Source organism: bacterium, from assembly GCA_035380285.1.
In the GTDB taxonomy this organism is placed as follows: Bacteria; Auribacterota; Erginobacteria; order Erginobacterales; family DAOSXE01; genus DAOSXE01.
In genome coordinates, this window is the sequence record DAOSXE010000017.1 from 1 (window position 1) to 22,467 (window position 22,467).

General features: G+C 64.8%; 19 protein-coding genes and 1 tRNA gene. 4 read left to right on the plus strand and 16 right to left on the minus strand.

What is annotated here, in order from left to right:
• Positions 1-208 (minus strand): hypothetical protein (locus tag PLZ73_07750; protein HOO77766.1); only part of this gene is annotated, 208 nt, incomplete at its 3' end.
• Between the two features lie 750 nt (positions 209-958).
• Between PLZ73_07750 and PLZ73_07755 the strand changes: the two genes are divergently transcribed.
• Positions 959-1,966 (plus strand): tRNA-dihydrouridine synthase, encoded by a 1,008-nt coding sequence (locus tag PLZ73_07755; GenBank protein ID HOO77767.1) that lies wholly within the window; start codon positions 959-961, stop codon positions 1,964-1,966.
• A gap of 6 nt (positions 1,967-1,972) precedes the next feature.
• On the opposite strand, the gene PLZ73_07760 is transcribed toward PLZ73_07755, so the two are convergent.
• The 4 genes from PLZ73_07760 to PLZ73_07775 form a co-directional block, all read right to left on the minus strand.
• A complete protein-coding gene (locus tag PLZ73_07760; protein ID HOO77768.1) occupies positions 1,973-2,653 on the minus strand; it encodes a porin family protein in 681 nt (226 codons plus the stop codon).
• 61 nt (positions 2,654-2,714) lie between these two features.
• The gene (locus PLZ73_07765; protein HOO77769.1) at positions 2,715-3,323 is read right to left on the minus strand and encodes an XTP/dITP diphosphatase; all 609 of its coding nucleotides are present in this window, start codon (positions 3,321-3,323) and stop codon (positions 2,715-2,717) included.
• Positions 3,324-3,336: 13 nt separating this feature from the next.
• Positions 3,337-4,068, minus strand: a complete 732-nt coding sequence (gene rph, locus PLZ73_07770; GenBank protein ID HOO77770.1) for a ribonuclease PH — start codon at positions 4,066-4,068, stop codon at positions 3,337-3,339.
• A gap of 46 nt (positions 4,069-4,114) precedes the next feature.
• A tRNA-Arg gene (locus PLZ73_07775) sits at positions 4,115-4,188 on the minus strand.
• A gap of 195 nt (positions 4,189-4,383) precedes the next feature.
• Here PLZ73_07775 and PLZ73_07780 point away from each other — a divergent pair.
• On the plus strand, positions 4,384-4,668 hold the full coding sequence (locus PLZ73_07780) for an HU family DNA-binding protein (protein HOO77771.1): 285 nt from the start codon (positions 4,384-4,386) through the stop codon (positions 4,666-4,668).
• A 90-nt stretch (positions 4,669-4,758) separates the two neighbouring features.
• Here the strand turns inward: PLZ73_07780 and PLZ73_07785 are convergent, their stop codons facing one another.
• Positions 4,759-9,474, minus strand: a complete 4,716-nt coding sequence (locus PLZ73_07785; GenBank protein HOO77772.1) for a S8 family serine peptidase — start codon at positions 9,472-9,474, stop codon at positions 4,759-4,761.
• 188 nt (positions 9,475-9,662) lie between these two features.
• Between PLZ73_07785 and PLZ73_07790 the strand changes: the two genes are divergently transcribed.
• Positions 9,663-10,124 (plus strand): hypothetical protein, encoded by a 462-nt coding sequence (locus PLZ73_07790; GenBank protein ID HOO77773.1) that lies wholly within the window; start codon positions 9,663-9,665, stop codon positions 10,122-10,124.
• 25 nt (positions 10,125-10,149) lie between these two features.
• On the opposite strand, the gene PLZ73_07795 is transcribed toward PLZ73_07790, so the two are convergent.
• The 9 genes from PLZ73_07795 to PLZ73_07835 are packed head-to-tail and all read right to left on the minus strand — an operon-like array spanning position 10,150 to position 20,373.
• Positions 10,150-10,668 (minus strand): WG repeat-containing protein, encoded by a 519-nt coding sequence (locus PLZ73_07795; GenBank protein ID HOO77774.1) that lies wholly within the window; start codon positions 10,666-10,668, stop codon positions 10,150-10,152.
• A gap of 16 nt (positions 10,669-10,684) precedes the next feature.
• A complete protein-coding gene (locus PLZ73_07800; protein ID HOO77775.1) occupies positions 10,685-12,259 on the minus strand; it encodes a nicotinate phosphoribosyltransferase in 1,575 nt (524 codons plus the stop codon).
• Positions 12,252-13,781 (minus strand): 4-alpha-glucanotransferase, encoded by a 1,530-nt coding sequence (malQ, locus tag PLZ73_07805; protein ID HOO77776.1) that lies wholly within the window; start codon positions 13,779-13,781, stop codon positions 12,252-12,254. The genes PLZ73_07800 and malQ overlap by 8 nt, the downstream gene beginning before the upstream one ends.
• A complete protein-coding gene (locus PLZ73_07810; protein HOO77777.1) occupies positions 13,778-16,204 on the minus strand; it encodes a DUF3536 domain-containing protein in 2,427 nt (808 codons plus the stop codon). Before PLZ73_07810 ends, malQ begins: the two co-directional genes overlap by 4 nt.
• Positions 16,205-16,232: 28 nt before the next feature.
• The gene (locus PLZ73_07815) at positions 16,233-17,459 is read right to left on the minus strand and encodes a HEAT repeat domain-containing protein (protein ID HOO77778.1); all 1,227 of its coding nucleotides are present in this window, start codon (positions 17,457-17,459) and stop codon (positions 16,233-16,235) included.
• Positions 17,456-18,028 carry a fumarate hydratase C-terminal domain-containing protein gene (locus PLZ73_07820; protein ID HOO77779.1) on the minus strand — a complete coding sequence of 191 codons (573 nt, stop codon included), beginning with the start codon at positions 18,026-18,028 and terminating at the stop codon, positions 17,456-17,458. Before PLZ73_07820 ends, PLZ73_07815 begins: the two co-directional genes overlap by 4 nt.
• Entirely contained in the window at positions 18,025-18,864 is an 840-nt protein-coding gene (locus PLZ73_07825; GenBank protein HOO77780.1) for a fumarate hydratase, read from the minus strand. Before PLZ73_07825 ends, PLZ73_07820 begins: the two co-directional genes overlap by 4 nt.
• Positions 18,851-19,240, minus strand: a complete 390-nt coding sequence (locus tag PLZ73_07830; GenBank protein HOO77781.1) for a 6-carboxytetrahydropterin synthase — start codon at positions 19,238-19,240, stop codon at positions 18,851-18,853. The genes PLZ73_07825 and PLZ73_07830 overlap by 14 nt, the downstream gene beginning before the upstream one ends.
• A complete protein-coding gene (locus PLZ73_07835) occupies positions 19,237-20,373 on the minus strand; it encodes an N-acetylmuramoyl-L-alanine amidase (GenBank protein ID HOO77782.1) in 1,137 nt (378 codons plus the stop codon). The genes PLZ73_07830 and PLZ73_07835 overlap by 4 nt, the downstream gene beginning before the upstream one ends.
• A gap of 157 nt (positions 20,374-20,530) precedes the next feature.
• Between PLZ73_07835 and PLZ73_07840 the strand changes: the two genes are divergently transcribed.
• On the plus strand, positions 20,531-20,896 hold the full coding sequence (locus PLZ73_07840) for an STAS domain-containing protein (GenBank protein HOO77783.1): 366 nt from the start codon (positions 20,531-20,533) through the stop codon (positions 20,894-20,896).
• On the opposite strand, the gene PLZ73_07845 is transcribed toward PLZ73_07840, so the two are convergent.
• Positions 20,897-22,429, minus strand: a complete 1,533-nt coding sequence (locus PLZ73_07845; GenBank protein HOO77784.1) for a 5'-nucleotidase C-terminal domain-containing protein — start codon at positions 22,427-22,429, stop codon at positions 20,897-20,899.
• Between the last annotated feature and the right edge of the window lie 38 nt (positions 22,430-22,467).

Here is a 22,467-nt window from a genome sequence, read left to right on the forward strand (position 1 = left end):
AAACGTTGCCGGCTTGATCTCGCGCGCTGACCGAGATGACGTTGGTGCCGTAGGTAAAAGTGACCGAAGCCGCCCAGGTTTGTCCCGCAAACGCCGCCTCGGTTCCGCTGACCCACTCCTTAGGACTCCGAAACCGATAAAAAAACCCGCCTTCAAACGAAGACGGGTGAACACCCAGACGCCCATAGCTTGTGGGTTTCGCATACATTCCTAAGCCGTGTTATTCTTAATGAGTTTTCCTCGGTAAAGTCAATGCCATTCTTCGGTTTCGGGTCGATACATTGCGCAGTTTAAATAAATACAGTGCAAGGCTGTTTGCTCATTACAGGATATTAGTCCAGTAATTTTATAACCAATGACTTCGAAATTTCTAGATCAAGAAGGCTTGTAAGAAATTATAGGATTAAATACTGATAGGCAAAATATTGCAACAGCGCCCACTTAATCAATGGGACTCCGTAAGGAATAAAATTTTCACGCACAGGGCACCCCGGGGTAATATCTCCGCCATGAACTTCACGGTGAATCCACAGATGAGTGAGGGAGGAATTTTTGCACCTGATTAACTCTGAAAGGAAAAGCATTCAGAATACAGAACTCAGAATTCAGTAGCCCCCGATCCCGGCCCCTGGAGATTTTTGCACCTGTGAAAAGCATAGGGCATGGAGCATAGAGGACCCCATCTCGCCATCTTCCCCACCTTCATGAGCTTCATGTCCTTCATGGTCAAACTGCAGGCCTTCCTGCCGCAGGCAGGTCTGTGGACTCATTGAGGGGACTAGGCGGGGGGCCTGAACCCCGAACCCTGAACCCTGAACCCTGAACCCTCCTCCCCCTCCTCCCCCCCTCCCCTCATGTCCTTCATGGTCAAACTAGGATTACGCGGATTGAATGCCGCCCCAACCTCGTATATCCTTCCTCCAAACCCGCTTTTCCGGGCACAACCTTTTGAACGCGGATGAAACCGACCGATATTCGAACCGTTCTCGCCGAGCGCCCTTTCGTTCTGGCTCCGATGGCGGGACTGACCACGTCGCCTTTCCGGCTCCTTTGCCTGGAACACGGCGCCGGCCTGGCCTTGACCGAAATGGTCAGCGCCGAGGGTATCCGCCGCAAGACCCCCGCCACCATGGCGTACCTGGAAAGCCTGCCCGGGGAAGCTCCGCTGGGCGCGCACCTCTTCGGCCACGACCCCGAGGCGTTCGCCGCCGCCGCCGACGCACTGAGGGCGCTGGGGCGTTTTTCCTTCCTCGACATCAACTGCGGCTGCCCCGTGCGCAAGGTGACGCGGCGGGGAGCCGGCGCGGCGCTGATGAAGGAGCCGGACCGCCTGGCCGCCATCGTCCGGGCGGCGGCGGCTTTTTCGCTCCCGGTCACGGTTAAAATCAGGCTGGGCCTCGTCCCCGGCCGGCCCCTGGCCGGCGAAGCGGCGGCGGCGGCGGTCGAAGCGGGGGCCGCGGCGGTGTTTCTGCACGGAAGATTCGCGACCGCCCGCCACGCCGGGCCTGCCGACCACGCCCCCGCGTTCGGCCTGAGCCGAACCTGCGCCGTCCCCATTGTCGCCAACGGCGGCGTCCGCGACGGCTCCGCCGCCGCCGAGCTGATAAGCCGGGGGGGGCTCGCGGGCGTCATGATCGGCCGCGCGGCCCTGGGGAACCCCTGGATTTTCGAGGAAGCCCTGGCGGCCCGCAGCGGGGGCGCGTGGACCCCGCCGCCGGCCGCGGCCGTTATGGAAACAGTGGCGCGCCACCTGGAAGGAGAAATAGCCCGGACCCGCCGCCGGATCGGTCGCGTATATCCCGGAAACGAGCAGGTCGAAGCCATCGCCTGCCGGGCCTTCCTTCCCCACCTCTCCGGGTACCTGCGGGGTCGCCCCGGATTGAGCGATTTGAAACGGCGCTATTTCCGCGACGTCGCCACTGCGGTGGAAGTCCTGCGGGAAGCCGAAAAGCTGCTGGGGTTATGAAGGGACCTAATTGCTCCCGAACAGAACGACGATGCCGGCCTGCAGGGCCACGTAGCGGAAGTCGCTGATATCCCCGAACCCGCAGTTATAGGTGGCTTCGCATTCCAGGCCGATCCCGGCGGTGGAGAAATAATCGAAGCCGATTCCCGCCCGGCCGAACCCGCCGTCGTCCGTGGAGGAAGAAGGTTCGTCGAAGTAGGACGGCCAATCGTAGTCGATGCGCACCCACCCGTAGCCTCCCCCCACCAGCAGGTAGGGGCGGAAGCCGTCGCCGGCCGGGACCATGAGCTTGGCGTTGGCGGTCAGGCTGAAGGCGTTGAGCACGTGCCGGTAATCCGAGTCCCAGACGCTGTATTCGTAGACGTAGGGACCGGAATAGAGGCCGGTCACTTCCAGGGCCAGCCATTCGGCGGCGAAAATTCCTCCCTTGATACCGAGGGAAAGGGCGCTGTCCCAGTCGACTTCGTCGAGGTCGCCCGAGAAGACTTTGATCGAATACCCGAGCGTGGCCCCGAAGTAGGGCAGCCCGGCCAGCGGGCCGACCTCGCCTTTCCCCAGAGCGGGGGAGGCCGGAGTCGTTATCGGCCGCGTCTCCGGGCTGCCGATCTTCTCCACGGAAACGCCTCCCTCCTGCCCCCACGCCGCCCCGGCCGCCATCAGCGCCGCCGCCGCGATGATCCGCTTCATGATCGCTTCTCCTTTTCCCGAAACGCCCGCCTTCTCCTCGTCGAGACGGGGGGCGTCCGGGTCAGTCTCCCGTTTCCGAGTAGATATAGCCCTCGAGAAAAAGCGCGGCTTTCTCCAAAGCCCGGCCCCGGTGGCTGATCCGGTTTTTTATCTCGGGGGAAAGTTCGGCGAAGGTATGGTTGTAGCCGACCGGGATGAAGACCGGATCGTAGCCGAATCCGCCGCCGCCGCGGGGTTCTCGGATGATGGTCCCGCGGCAGACGCCCTGGACCGTTTTCAGGATCTTGCCGGGGACGGCGATGGCGATCGTGCAGCGGAACTGGGCGCCCCGGTCCTCGTCCGCCGTCTCTTCCAGGAGGCCGAGCAGCTTCATATAGCGTTCGTGGTCGGACAGCCCTTCTCCGCCGAAACGGGCGGAGCGGACTCCGGGCTTGCCCAGGAGCGCGTCGACCTCGAGGCCGGAATCGTCGGCCAGGGCCGGCATCCCGGCAGCCGCCGCCACCGCCAGGGCTTTCTTGGCCGCGTTCTCCTCGTAGGTCTCCCCGTCCTCCTCCACTTCCGGGACGTTCTTGAAATCGTCCAGGGAAAATACCCGGAACGGAAGCCCCGACAGCAGCTTTTTCAGTTCCGTTATCTTTCCGGTATTGCGACTGGCGACGGTCAGATCCATTGCCTTCCTCCGATTATTCCAGCACGCTTCTCTGAATTTCCAAAAGACGGCCGATGCCGTCGCCCGCCAGGGCGACCATGCGGGCAAGATCTTCCGGCGTGAAGGGGTCGTGTTCGGCCGTTCCCTGAACTTCGATCAATTCGCCGGCTTCGTTCATGACCACGTTCAAATCCACGTCGACGCGGCTGTCTTCCTCGTAATCCAGGTCGAGCAGATAACGCCCTTCCCAGAGCCCGACGCTGACCGCCGCCACCGGCGACGCCAGGGGAATGGCCGCGACCTGGCCCGATTTCTTGAGTTCCCGCAGGGCCAGCGCCAGGGCGACATAGCCTCCGGTGATGGCCGCGGTCCTGGTCCCGCCGTCGGCCTGGAGCACGTCGCAATCGATCCAGACGGTCCGCTGCCCCAGCAGCGAGAGATCGACGATCGAGCGCAGGGCGCGCCCGATCAGCCGCTGGATCTCCAGCGTCCGTCCGGTCTTGCGGCCGAGGGTGGCTTCGCGGTTGGTGCGGGTGGGGCCGGCGCCCGGCAGGATCGAATACTCGGCGGTAACCCAGCCCCGTTTCCGGGAAGAGTGCAGCTGTTCCTGGTAGAGCCAGTGGGGCACCCGCTCTTCAACGGAGGCGGTGCAGACCACCTTGGTCTGCCCCATTTCGATCAAGGCCGAACCGGTGGGCATCTCCACAAAACCGGGTATGATCTTGACCGGCCGCAGCTCGCCGTCTTTCCTGTCGTCGGCCCTCAATCCAGCCCCTTTCCCGGGGTTGTCGGACGCTTGAGGCATCCGTTCCTACGCCCGGCAGGATTCGAACCTGCGGCCTCATGCTCCGGAGGCATGCGCTCTATCCAACTGAGCTACGGGCGCCTGAACACGGTAAACTTGTATACTACAACCGCGCCGGGAACGAAAGGGAAAACATGCCGGCATCCCCGCGGGCGCTCCAGCACCCCTTTTCCTAAATTTCTGCTGGACAAACCGGCGCCCTTGTTTTAAAAACTGGAAAATACTTTCGGATCAGGAGTCCGGAAGACAACCCCACAACGAGGAGGTCGCTGCACCATGGCTAAGGTCAAGACCAAGAAGGACATCATCGACGGCATCGCCGCCGCCGCCGGGATCAGCAAGAAACAGGCCGGCACCGCTTACGATTCCCTGGTGGATATGGTCTATAAGGGCGCCAAGGCCAAGGAAGGGATCACCCTTCCCGGTTTGGGCAAATTCGTCAAGGCCCGCCGCAAGGCCCGCAAAGGCATCAACCCCGCCACCGGGCAGCAGATCAAGATCGCGGCCAAGACCGTGGTCAAGTTCAAGGTCTCCAAGAAAGCCCAGGACGCCATCGTCTAAGCGGCTTCGTCCCTTTTACCGCAAAAACGCCCGGCAGGCTCGCGCCTGCCGGGCGTTTTCTTTTCCCGGGGCACGGAGGCCCCGCCCCGATCAAGGGTTGGTCATTTGCTCGTCGTTCGAACTTCCGAAGTAGACGGCCGCTCCGTCCTTGATCAGCCATTTGCCGTTCGCCGCCCGGAAGACGGCCACGTCCATGGTCCCGTCGCCGTCGTAGTCGGCCGGGACCGGGACGTCGGTCGAAACTCCGTAGAAAGCGGTCAAACCGCCGCGCACCATCCACTTGCCCAGCGAAGGCCGCCAGATGGCTATGTCTTCGGCCCCGTCGCCGTCGTAGTCGGCGGGAACGGTTTCGTCCGTCACCAGACCGAAGTAAGCGGTTATCCCGTCCCGGATCAGCCACTTGCCCTGGCTGGGCCGGTAGACGGCGACATCGGTGGTCCCGTCCCCGTCGTAGTCGCCGGGGACGACGACGTCGGAACTCCCGCCGTAATACGCCGTCAGACCGTCCTTCACCATCCATTTCCCGGCCGCCGGCCGGAATATGGCGACGTCGGAGGTCCCGTCCCCGTCGTAGTCGGCCGGGACCGGCGTATCCGTGGATACTCCGAAATAGGCGGTCAATCCGTTTCGAACCAGCCACTTGCCGTTGGCGGGCCGGAAAACGGCCAGGTCCCAGGCCCCGTTGCCGTCGTAATCCCGGGGCACCGGGGTATCGGTGGAGAACCCGTAATAAGCCCTGGTGACGGTCCGGATCGCCCACAACCCGTTGGTGGGACGGAACACGGCGATGTCGGATGTGCCGTCCCCGTTGTAATCGCCGACGACCGCGCCCGCGGCCGGCGGCTTCGGCGTCACGGAGGGGGTGGGTATCGGGGTCGGGGGCGCGGTAGGCGTGGGGATGGGCGTGGGCGGGGGTGTGGGAGTGATCGGACCTGTCACCCGGACGTCGTCGAAGTAGAGGGTCCCGGTCTCGCCCAGCAGGAAACGGAACTTGAGCCGCGACGCCGAGGAAGCGAACCCGTACGGCCCGCGGATGAAGCCGACCGGGCCGATCTCCTCGACCCGGGCGATCTCCCGCCAGCCGCCGGCGTAGTACTCCTCGACCAGCAGCGCCGAGGAAGCGTCGACGCCCTCTCCCCGCAGCCAGAAGCTGACGTGCTCGGGTGAAGGCACCGAGAAGGTCCGGGTGGTGACGGCGTCGCCGTTGGCGTCGAGTTTGACGGAGGGGGATTCCAGGCCGAAGTAGCCGATGAGGGTCCCTACGTCGCTGTTGAGGTTGCACCCGTCGAACACCCATCCGGACGGGCGGGTTCCGAAGTCGAACCCGTCGAACCCTTCCTGGATGATGAGATGCTCGGGGGGCGTGGGCGTCCCGGTCGGGGGCGGGGTCGGGGTCTTGTACCCTTCGGGCGTGGGGGACGGGGTGAAGAGCTCCACCGCCGTCACTTCGACCATGTCCACGCAGACCCCCCATCCGTAGGCGGTGCTGGGGAGGAAGCAGATGTAGTAGTCGGAGCTGGCGGCGGGGAGGGAGAGGGTCCGCTTGGTCCAGGAGTCGACCGGGCTGGGGTAGGAAGCCAGTTCCTGCCAGGAACCGCCGGCCGAGGCCCGGTAGTAGACCTTCATGGTGTCGTAATCACCATCCCAGTCGCCCTGAGCGTGCCAGAAGGTCAGGGTGGCGTCGGTCATCCCCGGGGTGAAAACGATCTGGGGGCTGACCAGGCGCGTCTGCTTGTTGGCATAGTCGTCGTAAAAGAAGAGAGCGTTATAGGACCCCTCGTAGGCGGCGGGGGGAATCCCGCTGGGATCGCCGGCGCCGGCGGCCTGCCACCAGGGTTCGTCTCCGACCACCGGGTCCTCGGTCCAGCCGGGCCAGGCGCCTTCGAAGTCCTCGCTGAGGAGTATCCGCAGCCCCGCGGGCGTGGGCGTGGGGGTGGGCGTGGGGGTGAAGGAAGGGGTGACGGAGGGGGTCGGCGTCGGGGTCTTGTACCCGTACGGAGTCGCGGTCGGGGTGGAGGTCGGGGGCGCGCTCGGGGATGCCGTCGGAGTGGGGGTGGTCCCTTCGCGGACCCGAACGTCGTCGAAGGCCAGTTCCGATCCGGCCTTGGCGTAGGTAAAACGCACCTGGGTGGCGGTGCCGTTCAGCGGGTAGGGACCGGCCACGGTTCCGGTATCGGTTACCGCCAGGTCCGCCAGCGAACTCCAGCTCCCGCCGTAGAACTCCTCGACCAGCACGGTCCCCGAAGGGTTGCCCTCCACCCCCCGCATCCAGAAGGAAAGATCGCGGGGATTGGAGAAGGTCGCGGTCACCACTTGGTTGCCGCTGGCGTTGAGTTTGAGCGAGGGGTACCAGCGTCCGTAATAGCTGGACGGCGCGGTGTAGGTGTCGGTGTTCTGATCGCAGCCCACGAACGTCCAGCCCGAGGGCCGAACCCCGTTCTGAAAATCGTCGAAACCTTCGTAAAAAATATCGTCCGGCTGCCAATCGGTCAGGTTGTAGGCGGCGACGGCGAAATCCTGGTCGGTGGCGTCGCCGTTGCCGGGAACGCCGTCACCGGCGATGGTGGTGGCGTTGACCCGGATCGTCACTTCCCCCGAAGTCCCGGCGGGGAGGAACACGCATTCGTAGTTGTTCCTGACGTCGGGGGTTCCGCCGGGCTGGCTTTCACCCTTGGTGAAGTTGTTGCCGCGGTAGACGGTCCCGTCGACCTCGACCTCGAGATCGAGATCGTTGACGTAGGCGTTGCCGCTGGTGGCGCCGGGCGCGTCGGTCCAGGTCAGGGTAACCCTGACCGGCTGGGCCGAGGAAGTGATCGGGCAGCCGGCCTGTTCCCAGCTCTGGCCGGATTCGGTGAAGACTTCTTCCTGGTCGAAGAAATAGCGGTTCACCGACTCGTCGAAGGCGGTGCCCAGGTCGACCAGTCCGTACCCCTGGGAGTTGCTGGGGAGGTCGTCGTTGGCGTCCACGCCGGTCATGAACATGGCGCAGTTGATGATGCAGGCCTTGCGCAGCGCCGGGCTGGGGTCGGATATGCCCTGGACCCGGTCCAGCCAGTTGGCGAGGAGGGAGACGCACCCCGAAATGGCGGGGGTGGAATGGCTGGTGCCGGAACTTTCGGCGTACTTGGTCTGCCCCGAAGGGTTGTACTGATCGCAGACGCCGGTGCCGTCGTAGGAAGCGTCGTAGGAAGCGGCCCCGTGGATGTGGGTGCCCGGGGCGACGATCTCGGGCTTCACCCGGTCGTCGCTGCAGGGCCCGCGGCTGGAGAACCAGACGATATCCCGGATGTCGTCGGCGTCGGCCGGCGCCACCCCGCAGCCGTCGGTGTAGTTGAGGGCCGTATCCTCGTTCTCGCTGGCTCCGACGGTGATGACGTTCTTGGCCGTTCCCGGCGAGCCCACCGATTCCGAGGAATCGCCGTCGTTGCCGGCGGCGAAGACGAAGAGCATCTCCTGGTTCCCCACCGTTCCCGACTGGGCGTCGCGGGTCCGGGAATCGTAGGCCTGGGAATCGACGTCGTAGGCGCCGCCGACCGAGGCTCCCCAGGAGTTGCTGGTGGCCCGGACCCCGGCGGCGTACTGGTCGCTCACCATCTGGTCTTCATCGGGGTAGCTCCAGGCGCCGCTGTCGGCGAAAATCTTGGTCGAGGCGATCCGCCCGTAGGGCGATACCCCCAACCCCCAGTGGAAACCCTGGGAATCGACGTTGGCCGGGCTCCCGGAACCGTCGTTGTATCCTCCCACGATCGAGCAGTTGATGTTGCCGTGGCCGGCGACCCCGTCGGGCGACGAAATCCCCGAGGCCCCGGAGGCGATGACCGCGTATTGACAGCGGGAAGGCAGCCCGGCGTTGTTCAGCTCCCGAAACTCGGAGTTCCCCGGGCTGGCGGCGTTGCCGGTGTCGAAGCCGTCGTCGACGATGTCGACGATCGGATATTCGGCGGGATCGGTGGGAAAATTAAGGGAGGAGAGCCAGGCCAGGTACCCGGGGCCGGAAGGCCCGCTGCCGCCCCCGTCGAGGTTGCCCGAGATCACCATGTCCTGCCGTTCCCCGCAGGGTTTCGGTTCGACGTAAGGCTCGACCGTGACCACGCCGGGGACGGAGGCGATCGCCGCGGCGGCCGCGGCGGAGATCCGGACCCGGACGTTGAGGTAGCGCCCTCCCACGGCTTCGGTGGGAGGCATCAGCACCCGAGAGGAGCCGGCGGCGACGCCGCGGGCGGCCGCCAAGGCTCTCTTGCCGTAGTTGTAGAACTGCACCGTGACCGCGGTTTCTCCGTCGGCCCCGTCCAGCCGCGGGGAGAGCGCATAGTAAGGGTGGTATTCCCCGAAATATTGGACGGCCGGCGCGCCGGACGCGGCCGCCACCGCCTTCCCCTTGCCCTCGGGGATCCAGAGTATGTAGGCGTTCTGGGGAACGTACTGAACGATTTCGGCGCCGGCGGCGGTGAGGACTTCGAGGTCGGCATCGACGGGGGGCGCCGAGAACTGGACCAACATCAACCCTTCGCCGCTCCCGTTCCCGGCCAGCCGCGCCGGCGCGGGGACGGGCGCCGAAGTGTCGATCTTCTCGCGGTTGAGACAGATCGTGTCGAAATCGGGGCGGGCCCGGAAACCGTCGATCCCCCGGACGGCCGCCGCGTCTTTTCCCGGGAGTTCGTAGACGTCGTAGCTTCCCCGCCGCGCCACCAGCGTCCCGGGAACGTCCGGACTGCCGGCGGGGACCAGGACCTTCACGCCCGCTTCCGCCGAAACGGACAGGATCAGGGCCGCCACGGCCAGAAACACAACCGGCGCTTTTTTCATGGAATCCTCCCCTCTGATGGATCGTTTAAGGAAATTATTATCAAGTATCGATGCACCCCCGGCCGGTGTCAACCGGTTTTCCCGGATTCCCCGTCCGAATCCGTGTGCGCGACCCCGTTTTCCTTTCTCTTTCCGGGCAAATTCGGCTACCATACCGCACAGACCGAACCCGAACCGGGGAGGAGAGTATGGGTTTCTTCAATAAGCTCAAGAACATGGTGACCGGCGGCGGTGCCACGGTGAAGGTCGAGGTGGAGGAAGCCGTCTTCGGCGCCCCCTTCAAAGTCAAGGTCAAAGCGGTGGTGGGCGAAACCGATTTGGAGATCGCCGGCGTTTACTTGAAGGTGGCCGGAATCGAACGGGTCACGATCAAGGACGTCGAAGTCGCTCCGGCCGGCGAGAGCACCCCCGCCGTCCGCAGGGACGTGGAAGCTTCCGAATATACCTTCCAGACCCAGCTTTCCCTGGCCGGGGCGCAGAAGCTGGTCGCCCGCGGCGGCTATGATTGGGAAACGGAAGTCACCCTGCCCCCCCAATCCCAGCCCTCTTACGCCGGGATCAACGCCACCCACGAATGGAAAGTGCTGGGCGGTCTCTCCGCTCCCGGGAACGACCCCGACTCGGGGTGGGTCGCCGTCCGGTTCTCCTGATCGCCTCCGGCCGGACCGGGAACGGTCAGTCGACGGGGTTGCCGAAGCGGTCGATGTGAAATCGGCGACCGTTCAGCTCCACTTCCGCCCGGCCGCCGGTAAAGTCGTTGGCCAGTTGGAACCGGGGGGAGATGACCATCTCTCCCGAGCGGTCGATGTATCCCCACTTCCCCTGCATCTTGACCGGGGCCAGTCCCTCGCTGAAGTACACCGCCCATTCGTAGCGGAGCGGGATGACCACCTTCCCGGCGGTGTCGATGAAACCCCACTTGCCGTCGCGCTGTACGGCGGCCAGTCCTTCGAAAAACCCTTCGCCCCGATCATAATCGGGAGGAACCACGATCCGGCCGTCCGGGGCCCTATAACCCCATCTGCCCCCCACCTCGAAGTTCATGGGAGGCGCTTCGGCAGCGGGCGCCGGCGACGGCGGAGCGAAAGCGGGAGCCGCGGCGGACGCGGGAGCCGGTTCTTCGCCGTCTCCCCCGCAGGATACGCAGATTCCCGCCGCCGCCATGGCCAACACGTGGCGGATGATGTTCTTCATACCTCTCCTCCTTCCTTCATCGCTCCCCTCCCCTGCGCTTGCCATCATAAGCTTCGGGTCCGATTCTGGCCAGAAGTTCCTGTTTCATCTCCCACAGCTTCGTGGTCAGGGAGACATGGTAGATGTGGGGGTTGACCAGGCGCCGGACCCCGGGATCGAGCCGCTCGACGTCGCGAAGCCGGGTCGCCCTGATTTCGTCGAGCGGCGGATGGGGGCGAAGCAGTTTTCCCCCCTCCCACACCGCCTCCAGGAGCTTCTCCACGAACGATATCTGCTGGGAGGAAACCGTTCGCCGGCGCCCCGGCTCCAGCGGATGGTGAAGCACCAGGGAGTCGCGGGCGCCCGGGTCCTCGCCTTCCAGACCGAGGACGTCGGCCGACGCTTTTCCCCGTAGATCGTAGATCCTCCAGGCGACTTTCATCCCGGGGTTGGGCGTCTTGGCCGGGGTTTCGGACGCCTTGATCGCGGGTTCCCACGCCCCTCCCTCCTCCACCGCCACCAGCTTATACACTCCTCCCAGGGCCGGGGCGCCCCAGGAACTGATCAGCCTCGTCCCCACGCCGTACGCCAGCCGGCGGATGAGGCGGTCGGGATCGACGCCGTAGCGGGGAGCTTCCTGCGATACCTGGGTGACGATCTGCCAGATCACCAGTTCGTCCAGGTTGTTGGAAAGGACGATGACCGCGTCCTCGAAGCCGGCCGCGTCCAAAAGACGGGCGGCCTGGATGCTGAGGTGGGCCAGGTCCCCCGAGTCCAGACGAATCCCCACCGGCCGGTGGCCGCCTCGTTTCAGTTCCTCGAAAACCCGGATGGCGTTGGGGATCCCGCTGCCCAGGGTATCGATGGTGTCGACCAGGAGAATGCAGTCGTCCGGGTAAATTTCGGCATACGCCCGGAAAGCGTCCAGTTCGCTGTGCCCCAGCGCCAGAAAGAGCTGCACCAGGCTGTGGCCGTGCGTTCCCTTGGCGGGAAGCCCGAGCCGGCTGGAGAGCGCGACGTTGGAGCTGTAGTCGGCCCCTCCGATCAGGGCGGCGCGGGCGCCGGCGTTGCCGCCCCGCTCTTGAGCGCGGCGAAGTCCGAACTCGAGCAGGAGCCCACCCCGGGCGCTTTCGCAGAGCCGGGAAGCCTTGGTCGCCACCAGGGTCTGGTAGTTGATCTGATTCAGGAGCGGGGTCTCCGCCAGCTGGGCGAGAGCGATCGGGCCCCGGACCACGGTCAGGGGAACGCCCGGGTGAACCACCCGCCCTTCGGGCACCGCCTCCACGCTCAGAGGGGAAAAGTCGCCGTGCTCCCGCAGCCACTTCAGAAAGTCGGACCCGAACAGCGGGGCCCCGGTCCGGCTGCGTTGGCCGGCCAGGTAGTCCCGGCCGGCCGTTCCCAGGCGCGCGTTCGCCAGCCAATCCAGGAACCATTCCAGACCGGCGCAGACGCAGTAACCGGCCTGGTGGGTTCCGTAATCCGGGTAGCTCCGGAAAAAATGATCGAACCGCGCCGGCCGCTCGTGCAGGCCCAGGCGATAGTAGCAATGGGCCATGGTGAACTGGTACATATCGGTGAAGAGATACCCGAATTCGAGGGGGCTGTCAGGCATGCCCCGTCCCCGTTCCCCTTCTCCCGAAAGCCCAGGTCCATTCCGAGAGTTCCGCGGCGAGGGCGGCGTTGAGTCGCGACGGGCGGAAACGCCACTCCCAGTTTCCCCGGGCCGATCCCGGGGTATTCATCCGGGAAGCCGCCCCCAGCCCCAGAATATCCTGGAAAGGGACGATCGCCAGATCGGCGACCGACCCGTAAGCAAGGCGCACCATTTCCCGGGCAATGGATTCCTTGTCCGTCGCGGGGCCCAGATAGAGACGGATCCGACGGCGTTTGGCGGTGGAGGTTTCATGCTCGTACCACCCTCTCGCGGTGTTGTTGTCGTGAGTTCCGGTGTAGACCACGCAATCCGGTCGGTAGTTGTGGGGGGCATGCTCGTTGCCGGGCAGGTCGGTTTCGAACGCGAACTGAATGACTTTCATTCCCGGAAATCCGCACCGTTTCATCAAAGTCCGGACGGGGGGGGTGATTTCCCCCAGGTCTTCGGCGATGACCGGAAGATGTCCCAGTTCGGCCTTCAACGCCCGGAAAAGATCGAAACCCGGGCCTTTCTCCCACCGGCCTCCGCGGGCGGTGCGGGCTCCCGCCGGCACCGCCCAGTAAGCTTCGAAACCCCGGAAGTGATCCAGACGCACGTAGTCGAACAGGGTGAAAACGTGCCGCATCCGTTCCACCCACCAGGAATAGTTGTCCCGCGCCAGCGCCGGCCAATCGTAGAGGGGATTGCCCCAGAGCTGCCCGTTGCGCGTGAAATAATCGGGGGGAACGCCCGAAACCGCCCGCGGCCGGGAACCGTCCCCGAACTGGAAGATATCGCGGCGGCTCCAGACATCGGCGCTGTTGCGGTCCACGTAGATGGGGATGTCTCCGATCAGGCTTATTCCCCTTTTCGCGCAATCCTCATGAAACGCCTTCCACTGCCGGTGGAAGAGAAACTGAACGGCCGCGATCAGATCGATTTCGGAAGCCAGATCCCGGCGGGCCCGCTCCAACGCGGCCGGGTCCCGTTCCCGCAGTGGGCGCGGCCAGCGCCACCAGGGCTGTCCCCGACGCCGATCTCCGATCGCGCGGAAAAGCGCGTAATCGGGCAACCAGGGGGACCGGCTTTGAAATCGCGTCAACTCCTTCTCCAGGCCGACGGCGGCGATCCGGGAGGCGGCCCGGGAGAGGAGCTCGCGGCGGAAAGCTCCGACTTCCTCGTAGTCGACCCGAACCCGAAAGGGGCGCCGGGCCGCTCGCGCCTCGCGCGGCGAGAGCAGGCCGTCGTCCGCCATTCGTTCGGGACTGATCAGAAGCGGGTTGCCGGCGTACGCCGAAGAACTGCTGTAGGGGGAATTGCCGTGGGCCGGGGAGGTGGGAGAGAGGGGGAGTATCTGCCACAGGACCTGTCCCGAGGCGGCCAGGAAATCCGCGAATTCCCGCGCCGCCGGGCCCAGATCTCCGATGCCGAAATCCGAAGGGAGGGAGGTGATGTGCAGAAGAATTCCGGCCCGGCGCCCGGTCGTCACGGCGGTTTTCATGCCTCCCCCGGCAACCCGACGCGGAGCTGTTCGCCCAGTCTGGCGAACGTCCGCAGCCAACGAACGGCTTCTTCGTCCCCGCCCTTGGCGCGCGCCCGGCGCCCCTGGACCTGACCCTGCGCCAGTTGGAAAAAAAGGTTCTGGGCCTTCCAGAAGTCGAACCGCACCGGCAGTTGCTCGATCGTCTTCAGGACCCGGCTCAGTCGCCTGATCCCGGAGAGGTCGTCGGGAGCGGCGATGATTTCCTCCATCATCCTTTCCACCCGGCTGCGGACGACGAATTCCACCAGCTGCCGGTCGATCTGCTGGGGTCGCCCTTTCAGTTCGTCCACAAGACTTTGAAGTTTTCTGGTGTTGATCCTGGCGGTTTCCAGCGAAGCCCGGAAATCCGCGTTGAGGACGAACTCCTCCAGCGCCGCCATCTCCCGGGGAAGAGGGACTTCGGCTTTCTTCAAAACCTGGATCACGGGGTAATGGTGTCGGTACAGATGGCGGAAGGAGGCTTCCAGCTCCTCTCTGGTTCCGTGGATGACGTGATCGAGGACCTGCCGCTGTTCGTCGCGGAACAGGTGCCAGAGCGTGTAGTTGTGCTTTTCGAAATGGCGGTCGATCTCCCGGATGACTTCGGGGATATTGTTCCCCTGGAACGCCTCCATGATTCCGGCCAGGGACGACTCTTCGGCGCCGTCGTGGTTGCGGACCGCGGCCACCAGATTGTGGTTGCCCAGATACAGCGAGGCGAAGTCGAGTAAAACCGCTTCCCGGGTCACCAGGGAAGTCACCAGAATCCGTCCCACCGCGCACTTCTGCTTGCCCGCTTCCCGACGGTCGTACTGTTCGGATTTGATCTGATATTCGTAGATGCGCTTTTTTTCGGGATATTCCTCGAAGAGCGACGTCACCGCGTAATGCGCCCCGACCCGGTGGAGGTCGACGACGGCGGGTTTGACGAAATTGTCGTAGATCCACGCCCCGTCCTTGTACCCCGGGATATTGCTGGAGGCCCGGGCCAGGCGTTCTCGGTACTCGGCTTCGAGATCGACGCCGGCGGCGTCCCGGGCCAACTGAATCGCCCGGGCCGCGTACTGGATGATCTGGACCGTTTCCAGGCCGGAGATTTCGTCGAAAAACCATCCGCAGCTGGTGAACATGAGCATGGCGTTGCGCTCCATCTCCAGGAGCTTGAGGGCGGCGCGGCCTTTTTCTCTGTGCCACCCCTCCCGGCCGTGGGTGGAAAAAAAGGATTCCAGGGACCGGTCGGAGCGGTTGAGGATGACCCGAATATAATCGTCGCGCGCACGCCAGGGATCGCGGAAATGGACGGCCCCCTCTTTTTCGTACAGTTCGGCCAGGCGGTCGCGGAGCCAATCCATCGCTTCCCGCAGGGGCCGGCGCCAGCGCTGGTTCCAGCCGGGGTGGCCCCCGCTGTTGCATCCGCAGTCGCTTCGCCAGCGCTCGATCCCGTGCACGCAGCTCCAGGAAGAGTTTTCGAAGATTTCGACTTCCCAGGAAGAGGGGTGCTTCTCCAGGTATTCCCCGTAGATGGTCAGCTGCGCCGACCCGTTCGATTCCAACGCCTGCAGACAGTACGCCAGGGCCATGTCCCCGAACCGGCGGTGGTGGCCGTAACTTTCCCCGTCGGTGGCGATATGGACCAGCTGGTCTTCGTCGCCGTTTCCGGTGAAAGCGCCGAGCAGGCGCCCGGCGAACCCCTGCCCGTTGTCGAGCAGGTCCCCGAAGGCAATGTCCCGGGAGATGGGGCCGTCGTAGAAAAAAAGGTTGATGCTGCTCCCCGAGGGCAAACGGCAGAGATAGGGCCTTTTGGGATCGATCCTCCCTCCGGAAACGTCCCGCCATTCCTGTTCCCCCAGGCGGCGGACCCGGCGAGCCTGGTTGGGGGCGAGGATGGTGAAATCGATCCCGCAGGAGGCCATGATCTCCAACGTCTCCAGGTCGACCGCGGTCTCGGCCAGCCACATGCCTTCGGGGCGACGGCCGAAGCGGTGTTCGAAATCCCTGATTCCCCAGATCGCCTGGGTCCGCTTGTCCCGGCTCGAAGCCAGGGGCATGATCATGTGGTTGTAGACCTGGGCCAGGGCGGTCCCGTGGCCGGAAAAACGCTCTCTCCCGGAGCGGTCCGCTTCCAGGATCGCCCGGTACGTTTCCGGGGCTTTTCTCTGCATCCACGAAAGCAGCGTGGGACCGAAATTGAAGCTCATCAGGGAATAGTTGTTGATGATGTTGATGATCTTCCAATCCCGGCCCAATATCCGGGAAGCGGTGTTGGGAGCGTAACACTCGTAGGCGATCCGTTCGTTCCAGTCATGGAAGGGATAGGCCGAATCCTGCCGCTCCACTTCTTCCAGCCAGGGGTTCTCCCGGGGCGGTTGATAAAAATGGCCGTGTATACAGACCGAGCGCATGGTTGGTTCAGTTCCTTTCTCGTCTACCTTACTCGGACCCGGGAGATCGGGGAGCCGCCGGTGTTTCCCCGCCGAGCGGCGGCAGTTGCGCGGTTTTCTGTACCCAGAAATCCGAGTCCCCGGCTCCTTTCTCCAGCAGTTTCAGCGATTCCGGTCCTCCCAGCCGCCGGGCCGCCAGCATGGCGGCCACGCGCACGATCGGGAAACGGTCTTCGGCCGCGGGCGCCAGCAGGGCGGCATCCGCCGGAACGCCGATCCGTCCGATGACCTCGACCGCCTGAGCCCGTACCAGTTTGTCGGGATCGCTCAGGGCGGGTTGCGCGGCCGCCACCGCTTCGGGTCCGCCCAATCGCTCCAGGGCCCGCAGAACGTTTTTCTTCAGTTCTCCCCCCTTCCCGGAAACCAGGGGTTTCAGAGCCTCGATCGCCGCCGGGTCCCCCAATTCGCCCAGGACCGCCACCGCCATCATGCGCACGCTCTCGTCCCGATCCTGAAGGAGGGGCTTCACCGCCGGCAGAACCGAGGCATCACGGAGCGCGCCCAGCGATTCCAGGGCCCTCCACCGCACTCCCGCGTCCGGGTCCTTGAGCGCTCCGACCAGCAGATCCCGGGCGGAGGCTTCGTCCAGTATTCCCAGAAATTCGGCGGCGTTGCGCCGCGCCGCCACCGCCGCCTGCTTATCCCCCAGCGCCTGCTTCAGCGCGGCGACTTCGCTTCCGGGTTCGATCTCGGCCAACGCTTTGAGCGCCCCCCAGCGGAGGTATTGGTCGCTGTCGGTGAGCATTCTCTTGGTCAGCGCGGGGACGGAGGCGGTGTCCTTGACCTCCCGGAGAGTCCAGACCGCGGTTTCCCTGACCTTGGGGTTGTAATGTTCCAGCGCCTTGCGGTAGTAGGGGACGGCGGCGGGGCTTTCCAGGTCCTTGAGCGAATAAACAGCCCCCCGGGCCACCCAGTACTCCTGATCCTCGACCAGCGCCCCGATCTCGTCCAGTGCCTCCACCGCTTTCATCTTGCCCAGGACCGCCGCCGCGCCTTTGCGGATGCCCGGGTCCTGGCTCTTCAGCGCTTGTCTCAGGGCCGGCACCGCGGAGGGCCCGATCTCGATCAGTTCGTCGGTGGCGGCGTTGATGGACGGGAAATCGAATCCCGACAACCTGCCGATCAATTCCTCGACCCGCGCCTGCTGGTCGGCCGGGAACGCAGCCCCGAACGCGGCCCAGGCCGCCAGCAACACCGGCAACAATAGTTTCTTCATTTCCTTGTCCCCCCTGCGTGAACGGATTTAAAAAGAGAGTTCCCCTCGGCATCGACGGCTACGATCACGGGAAATTTCTCCACGGCCAGCCGATGCACCGCCTCCGGTCCCAGGTCGCGGCCGGCGACCGGTTCGGCTTCCCGGACGCGGCGCCCGAGCAGCGCTCCGGCCCCGCCCACCGCCAGGAAGTAAACGCCCCGGCCTTGCCGCAGGGCCCGGTTGCCTTCCGGGCAGAGGCGCCCTTTCCCGATGATGCCCCGGACGCCGCGCTCCAACAAAAAGCTGATGTACTTTCCCATCCGGGAGGACGACGTGGGCCCCATGGCGCCCACCGGGCGCCCGGGGCGTCCCGGCGTGGGTCCGGCGAAATAGATCAGCTGCCCCCGCGGGTCGAACGGGAACGGTTCTTCCCCGGCGAAAAGGCGCTCCAGGGCCCGGTCCCGGGCCGAATAGAGAATCCCCGTGATTTCGACCATGGTCCCCGCCCGCACCGCTTCCAACCGCCCCGGGGGCGGAGGGGCCGTCATCCTCACCGCCGGCGTTTCTCTTCTCGAGGTTGCCTCTTTCACAACACTCCTTCCTCGTGGCGGTAGACGTGGCAGGAGGGGTTGACCGCCACCGGGAGTCCGGCGATATGAGTCGGGTAGGTCAGGATATGGACGGCCATGGCCGTGGGGCCATCCCCCAGCCCCTGCATCCCCACCGGGAGACGGTTGAGGCCGTCCAGGATTTCCCGTTCCAGCTCTTGGTAAAACGGATCGGGATGGGGGCGCCCCAGGGGAAGGGTCAGGGCTTCCTTGGCCAGGAGCGCCGCCTTTTCCATGGTTCCCCCGATCCCCACTCCCACCACCAGCGGGGGGCAGGCGTCGGCGCCTTTTTCCCGGATGGCTCCCAGGACGAATTCGATCACGCCCCGACGCCCCGCCGAGGGGGGGAGCATGCCCAGGGCCGAGGCGTTTTCGCTTCCGAACCCCTTGGCCGTCACCACCACCCTGACCCGGTCGCCCGGGACCAGGCGGGTGTGGATGACGGCGGGAGCGTTGTCGCCGGTGTTCACTCTCCGCAGCGGATCGGAGACGGTCGAATGCCGAAGGCGATGGGTTCTGGTCCCTTCCCTCACCCCGGCGTTGACGGCCTCCTCCAGGGCGCCGCCGACCAGGTGGACGTCCTGGCCGACCTCCAGAAAAACCACGGTCATCCCGGTATCCTGGCAGACGGGAACCTCGTCTTCCGCGGCGGCGGCGGCGTTGTCCAGGTGGATGCCGGCCAGCCGGCCGGAGAGGGAGCCGTTCCCCTTCCGTACGTCCGCCATGATTTTCATGACCTCGGGGTCCGCGATCAGGTTGATCCGGCCGACCAACCCGCTCACCAACCCGCTGACGGCCGAGACTTCAAGTTCGCGCATCGCCCGCCTCCCCGCCGTAGGAAGCCCAGCAGTCGTTCTTTTCCCAGACCGTGATCCGGATCAACCTCGCCCCCGCGCGGCCCGCGGCGGCGGCCGACTTCTCGTAGACGATCCGGGCCAGATTCTCGGTGGTGGGGAGCACGTCCCGGAATTCGGCGGTATCGTTCAACAGCCGGTGGGTCCAACCCGAAACCGCCTCCCGCAGAATTTCCCGCAGAACGCGGAAGTCGAGAACCATTCCTGCTTCCAGCCGCCCGCTTTCCACCGCGGCTTCCACCCGGTAGTTATGGCCGTGAACGCGGGCGCATTCGGGGCCGGCGCCGCCGTGGAAATGAGCGGCGGAAAATTCGATGGCGACTCCGGTCCGGTACCTCACCCGTCTTCGCTCCCCTCGGTCGTTTCCGCGCCGGCCGCTCGGTCGATCGTAACCGCGCCGGGAGCGGGGCGCCCGTATCCGTAACGGAAGTAATCCAAAATTCCTTCGCTGATCGCCTCCGCCACCCGTTCCCGGTGAGAGAGGCTGTCCAACCGTTCTTTTTCCCGGCGGTTGGAAAGAAAACCGGTTTCGACCAGAACGGCGGGCATGCGCGTGCGCTCGATCACGTAAAACCGGGCGGTCTTGACCCCGCGGTCCGGGCTTCCCGCGGCCGACGACAGCCGGGCCTGAACGTTGCCGGCCAGCTGTCGGCTGCGCAATAATTTCCCCCGCGGCGTGCTCGAGGGGGGAACGAAACTCTTGAACTCCTCCAGTTCCAGAACGGCGTTTTCCAGTCGGGCCAGGCGCCGGGAAAGAGAATCTCCCGCCGGAGCGGCGTAAAAGGTCTCGGTGCCGCTGGCGGCCAGGTTCTCGGCGGCATTGGCATGAATGCTGACGAAAATATCTCCTTCCACCCGGTTGGCCAGGTCCACTCGATCGGGGAGGGAAACATAGACGTCGGAGTCCCGGCTCATGACGACTTCGAGCCCCGAAGACCGCAGCCGGTCCCGAACCCGGCGGGCGATATCGAGCGCCACCTCCTTCTCCTCGGACCCCCCCTCCCCCACCGCTCCCGGGTCGCGGCCCCCGTGCCCGGGATCGAGGACGATTCTGGGCCCGCTCTTTTCGCCGGCGGCGAAACGCTCCGCGCTCGCGGGAGGGACCAACCCGGGAAGGTCGACCAGGGCCAGATACAGCGGGACGCAGAGACGTCCGTCGATCCAGACCGCCTCCGCGTCCATTTCCAGGTCCTCCCCGTCGAAAACGGCCAGAGCCGAGCCGGGGGTGAGGGTCAGGGAATGGCGGGGGGAAAAAAATCTGCAGAACTCTTCTCCGGACTCGAAGCGATACAAACCCCAGGCCCGGGCGACGGCGGCCGCGGAGATAAAGAGGGTGTCGCGGTGGGGAAACGACCTGGTGCGGACCTCGGAGACGGGGCCGCGGATGACCGCCGCTCCCACGTCGGGAGAGGCGGCCGGACCCAGGCAGAACGCCGCCAAAACTCCCAACATCCGTATCGTCGTCCGTTGCATGCGCGTGCTTCTCTCAAAAATCATATTTTAACAGAGCGGCCGGGCCAGAGCAGAAAAAGTTTGTTTGCGGCCGGGGCGATCCCCCGCCGCCGGAAACGGCGGCGGGAATTTGTTGCCAGAGCGCTTGGGGAATGGCAAAGTCGTTTCGGGTATAACGATGAACATATCCATCAACGAAAACTCCGGATACCTCCAGGTCGACCTGGAGGGCAACTTCGACGCCAACTGGTCTCAGGCTTTCAGCGACCGCATCGACTTCGCTCTTCAGGAGAACCGCCAGGGCCGTGCGCTCGATCTCGACCTGGTCATCGATTTGAGCGGAGTTTCGTACATATCCTCCGGGGGCATCAGGGTTCTACTGGCCCTGCACCGGAAAATGCAGGGAGCGGGCCGGCGGCTGGCGCTCTGCGACCCGGGGCCTCAGGTCAGCCAGGTGATGCGCATCAGCGGCATGTACGATCTTTTCGCCTTCTATCCCTCGGTGGGCGCCGCCGAGCGCCATCTCCGGGAGTTTCGCCCCTGATCACCGAACCGGGACGAGGCGCTCGGGTTTGAACGTATCTCCGTACAGTGGCGTGTGGTCCCGGATAAAGTCGCCCAGGGCTTCCCGGAGCGGAACCCCGGTTCGATATCGGTTCCGGCCCTCGGTGAACGCTTCGAAATAATCGCCGCCGCCCGCCAGGAACTCGTTCACCGTCACGCTGTAAACGGCCTCGTCCTCCAGCGCCTCCCCTCCCACCCAAACCCGCACCAGCCTGCGCCCCTGAGGCCGATCGAGATCGTATTCGGCCTTCAGCCCCGAAACCTGGAGCATTCCTTTGCGCAGGGTCAGGCTCTGTTCCAAGGCCCGCCTGATCTGGCTTCCGGTCATGCTCATCGTCACCAGCGAATCCTCGAAAGGAACCACTAAAAACAGATCGCGGCCCGTGATTTCACCCTTGAAGATCGGCCAACGGATCCCGTAGGGGTTTTCGAAGGCCAGGTCGGTTCCGGTCGCCGACCGCATGGCGTCGGCGATGATATCGCCCAGGCAGCTCTCTTCCCGGTCCCGGGAGACCAGGTCGCTCAAGGACATCCCGTAATCTCTCCGGCAGTCGGAGGGCAGACCGTTCTCGAGCCGGTCGAGTTCCCTCTCCACGGGGATGTCGGGCGGAATCGTTCCCTTGAGGTTTTCGAAAAGCCGGTACTCGTAATCGGCCACTTCTCCGGTCGAGGGATCGATCAGGAGGTCCAGCTTGCCCGCCCACCGTCCATACGAACCGGCTTGGCAGATGACGACCCCGTTGCGGATTTCGGGAGTTTCCAGCAGGGTGTGGCTGTGCCCGCCGATAATGACGTCGATGTCCGCAACGCTCTCCGCCAGGGTTTCATCGCCTTCCAGCCCCAGGTGGCTGAGGACGACCACCAGCGGCCGGGCGCCGGAAAAGAGCTTGATCTGATTGGCCGCCGACGAAACCGGGTCCCTGAAATCGATGTTGCCGACGTTGCCGCTGATGGTGATGGTGGGGATTTCATCGGTGGTGACTCCCACGATCAGGACCGTAACGTCCCCGGCCCGAGCGGTGAGGGAGGGCTTGAGAAATTCCACGAGCCCCACATTATTGTTCCGGTATACGTTGGAGCCCAGGAAAGGGAACCGGGCGGCGGCCGCCAGCGCTTTCAGGTTGTAGTAGCCGAAGTCGAACTCATGGTTGCCGACGGTCATGGCATCGTACCCCATACGGTTCATGAGGTCGATCATCGCCGCTCCCTTCTCCGCCTGGCCCTCGGGGGTCCCCATGAAAATATCGCCGGCGTCCAGAAGAAGCGTGGGGATGCCGGCGGCTTCGTTCTCGCGGCGCACCCGGGATATCCAGGCGGCGAGGACGGCGGCGCCGCCGGTGAGGTCCCGGCTTCCGGCCGTCCGCTCGGGAAGAATATGCCCGTGGATGTCGTTGGTATGGATGATGCAGAGGGGCTGCAGCTCCTCCCGGGGGCCGCACCCCCAGAAAAGCAGGAGCATGAGCACGATCGCGGGCGCGACCGACAGTTTTCCTCGAACCTTGTTGCCCGTCATCGTTCCTCTCGATCCGCTTTCTCGGCGCCGCCGCGGCC

Coding starts and splice junctions, on each gene's coding strand:
- PLZ73_07755 (HOO77767.1), top strand. CDS start 959: ATGAAACCGACCGATATTCGAACCGTTCTCGCCGAGCGCCCTTTCGTT.
- PLZ73_07760 (HOO77768.1), bottom strand. CDS start 2,653: ATGAAGCGGATCATCGCGGCGGCGGCGCTGATGGCGGCCGGGGCGGCG.
- PLZ73_07765 (HOO77769.1), bottom strand. CDS start 3,323: ATGGATCTGACCGTCGCCAGTCGCAATACCGGAAAGATAACGGAACTG.
- PLZ73_07780 (HOO77771.1), top strand. CDS start 4,384: ATGGCTAAGGTCAAGACCAAGAAGGACATCATCGACGGCATCGCCGCC.
- PLZ73_07785 (HOO77772.1), bottom strand. CDS start 9,474: ATGAAAAAAGCGCCGGTTGTGTTTCTGGCCGTGGCGGCCCTGATCCTG.
- PLZ73_07790 (HOO77773.1), top strand. CDS start 9,663: ATGGGTTTCTTCAATAAGCTCAAGAACATGGTGACCGGCGGCGGTGCC.
- PLZ73_07795 (HOO77774.1), bottom strand. CDS start 10,668: ATGAAGAACATCATCCGCCACGTGTTGGCCATGGCGGCGGCGGGAATC.
- PLZ73_07800 (HOO77775.1), bottom strand. CDS start 12,259: ATGCCTGACAGCCCCCTCGAATTCGGGTATCTCTTCACCGATATGTAC.
- malQ (HOO77776.1), bottom strand. CDS start 13,781: ATGAAAACCGCCGTGACGACCGGGCGCCGGGCCGGAATTCTTCTGCAC.
- PLZ73_07810 (HOO77777.1), bottom strand. CDS start 16,204: ATGCGCTCGGTCTGTATACACGGCCATTTTTATCAACCGCCCCGGGAG.
- PLZ73_07815 (HOO77778.1), bottom strand. CDS start 17,459: ATGAAGAAACTATTGTTGCCGGTGTTGCTGGCGGCCTGGGCCGCGTTC.
- PLZ73_07825 (HOO77780.1), bottom strand. CDS start 18,864: ATGCGCGAACTTGAAGTCTCGGCCGTCAGCGGGTTGGTGAGCGGGTTG.
- PLZ73_07835 (HOO77782.1), bottom strand. CDS start 20,373: ATGCAACGGACGACGATACGGATGTTGGGAGTTTTGGCGGCGTTCTGC.
- PLZ73_07840 (HOO77783.1), top strand. CDS start 20,531: ATGAACATATCCATCAACGAAAACTCCGGATACCTCCAGGTCGACCTG.
- PLZ73_07845 (HOO77784.1), bottom strand. CDS start 22,429: ATGACGGGCAACAAGGTTCGAGGAAAACTGTCGGTCGCGCCCGCGATC.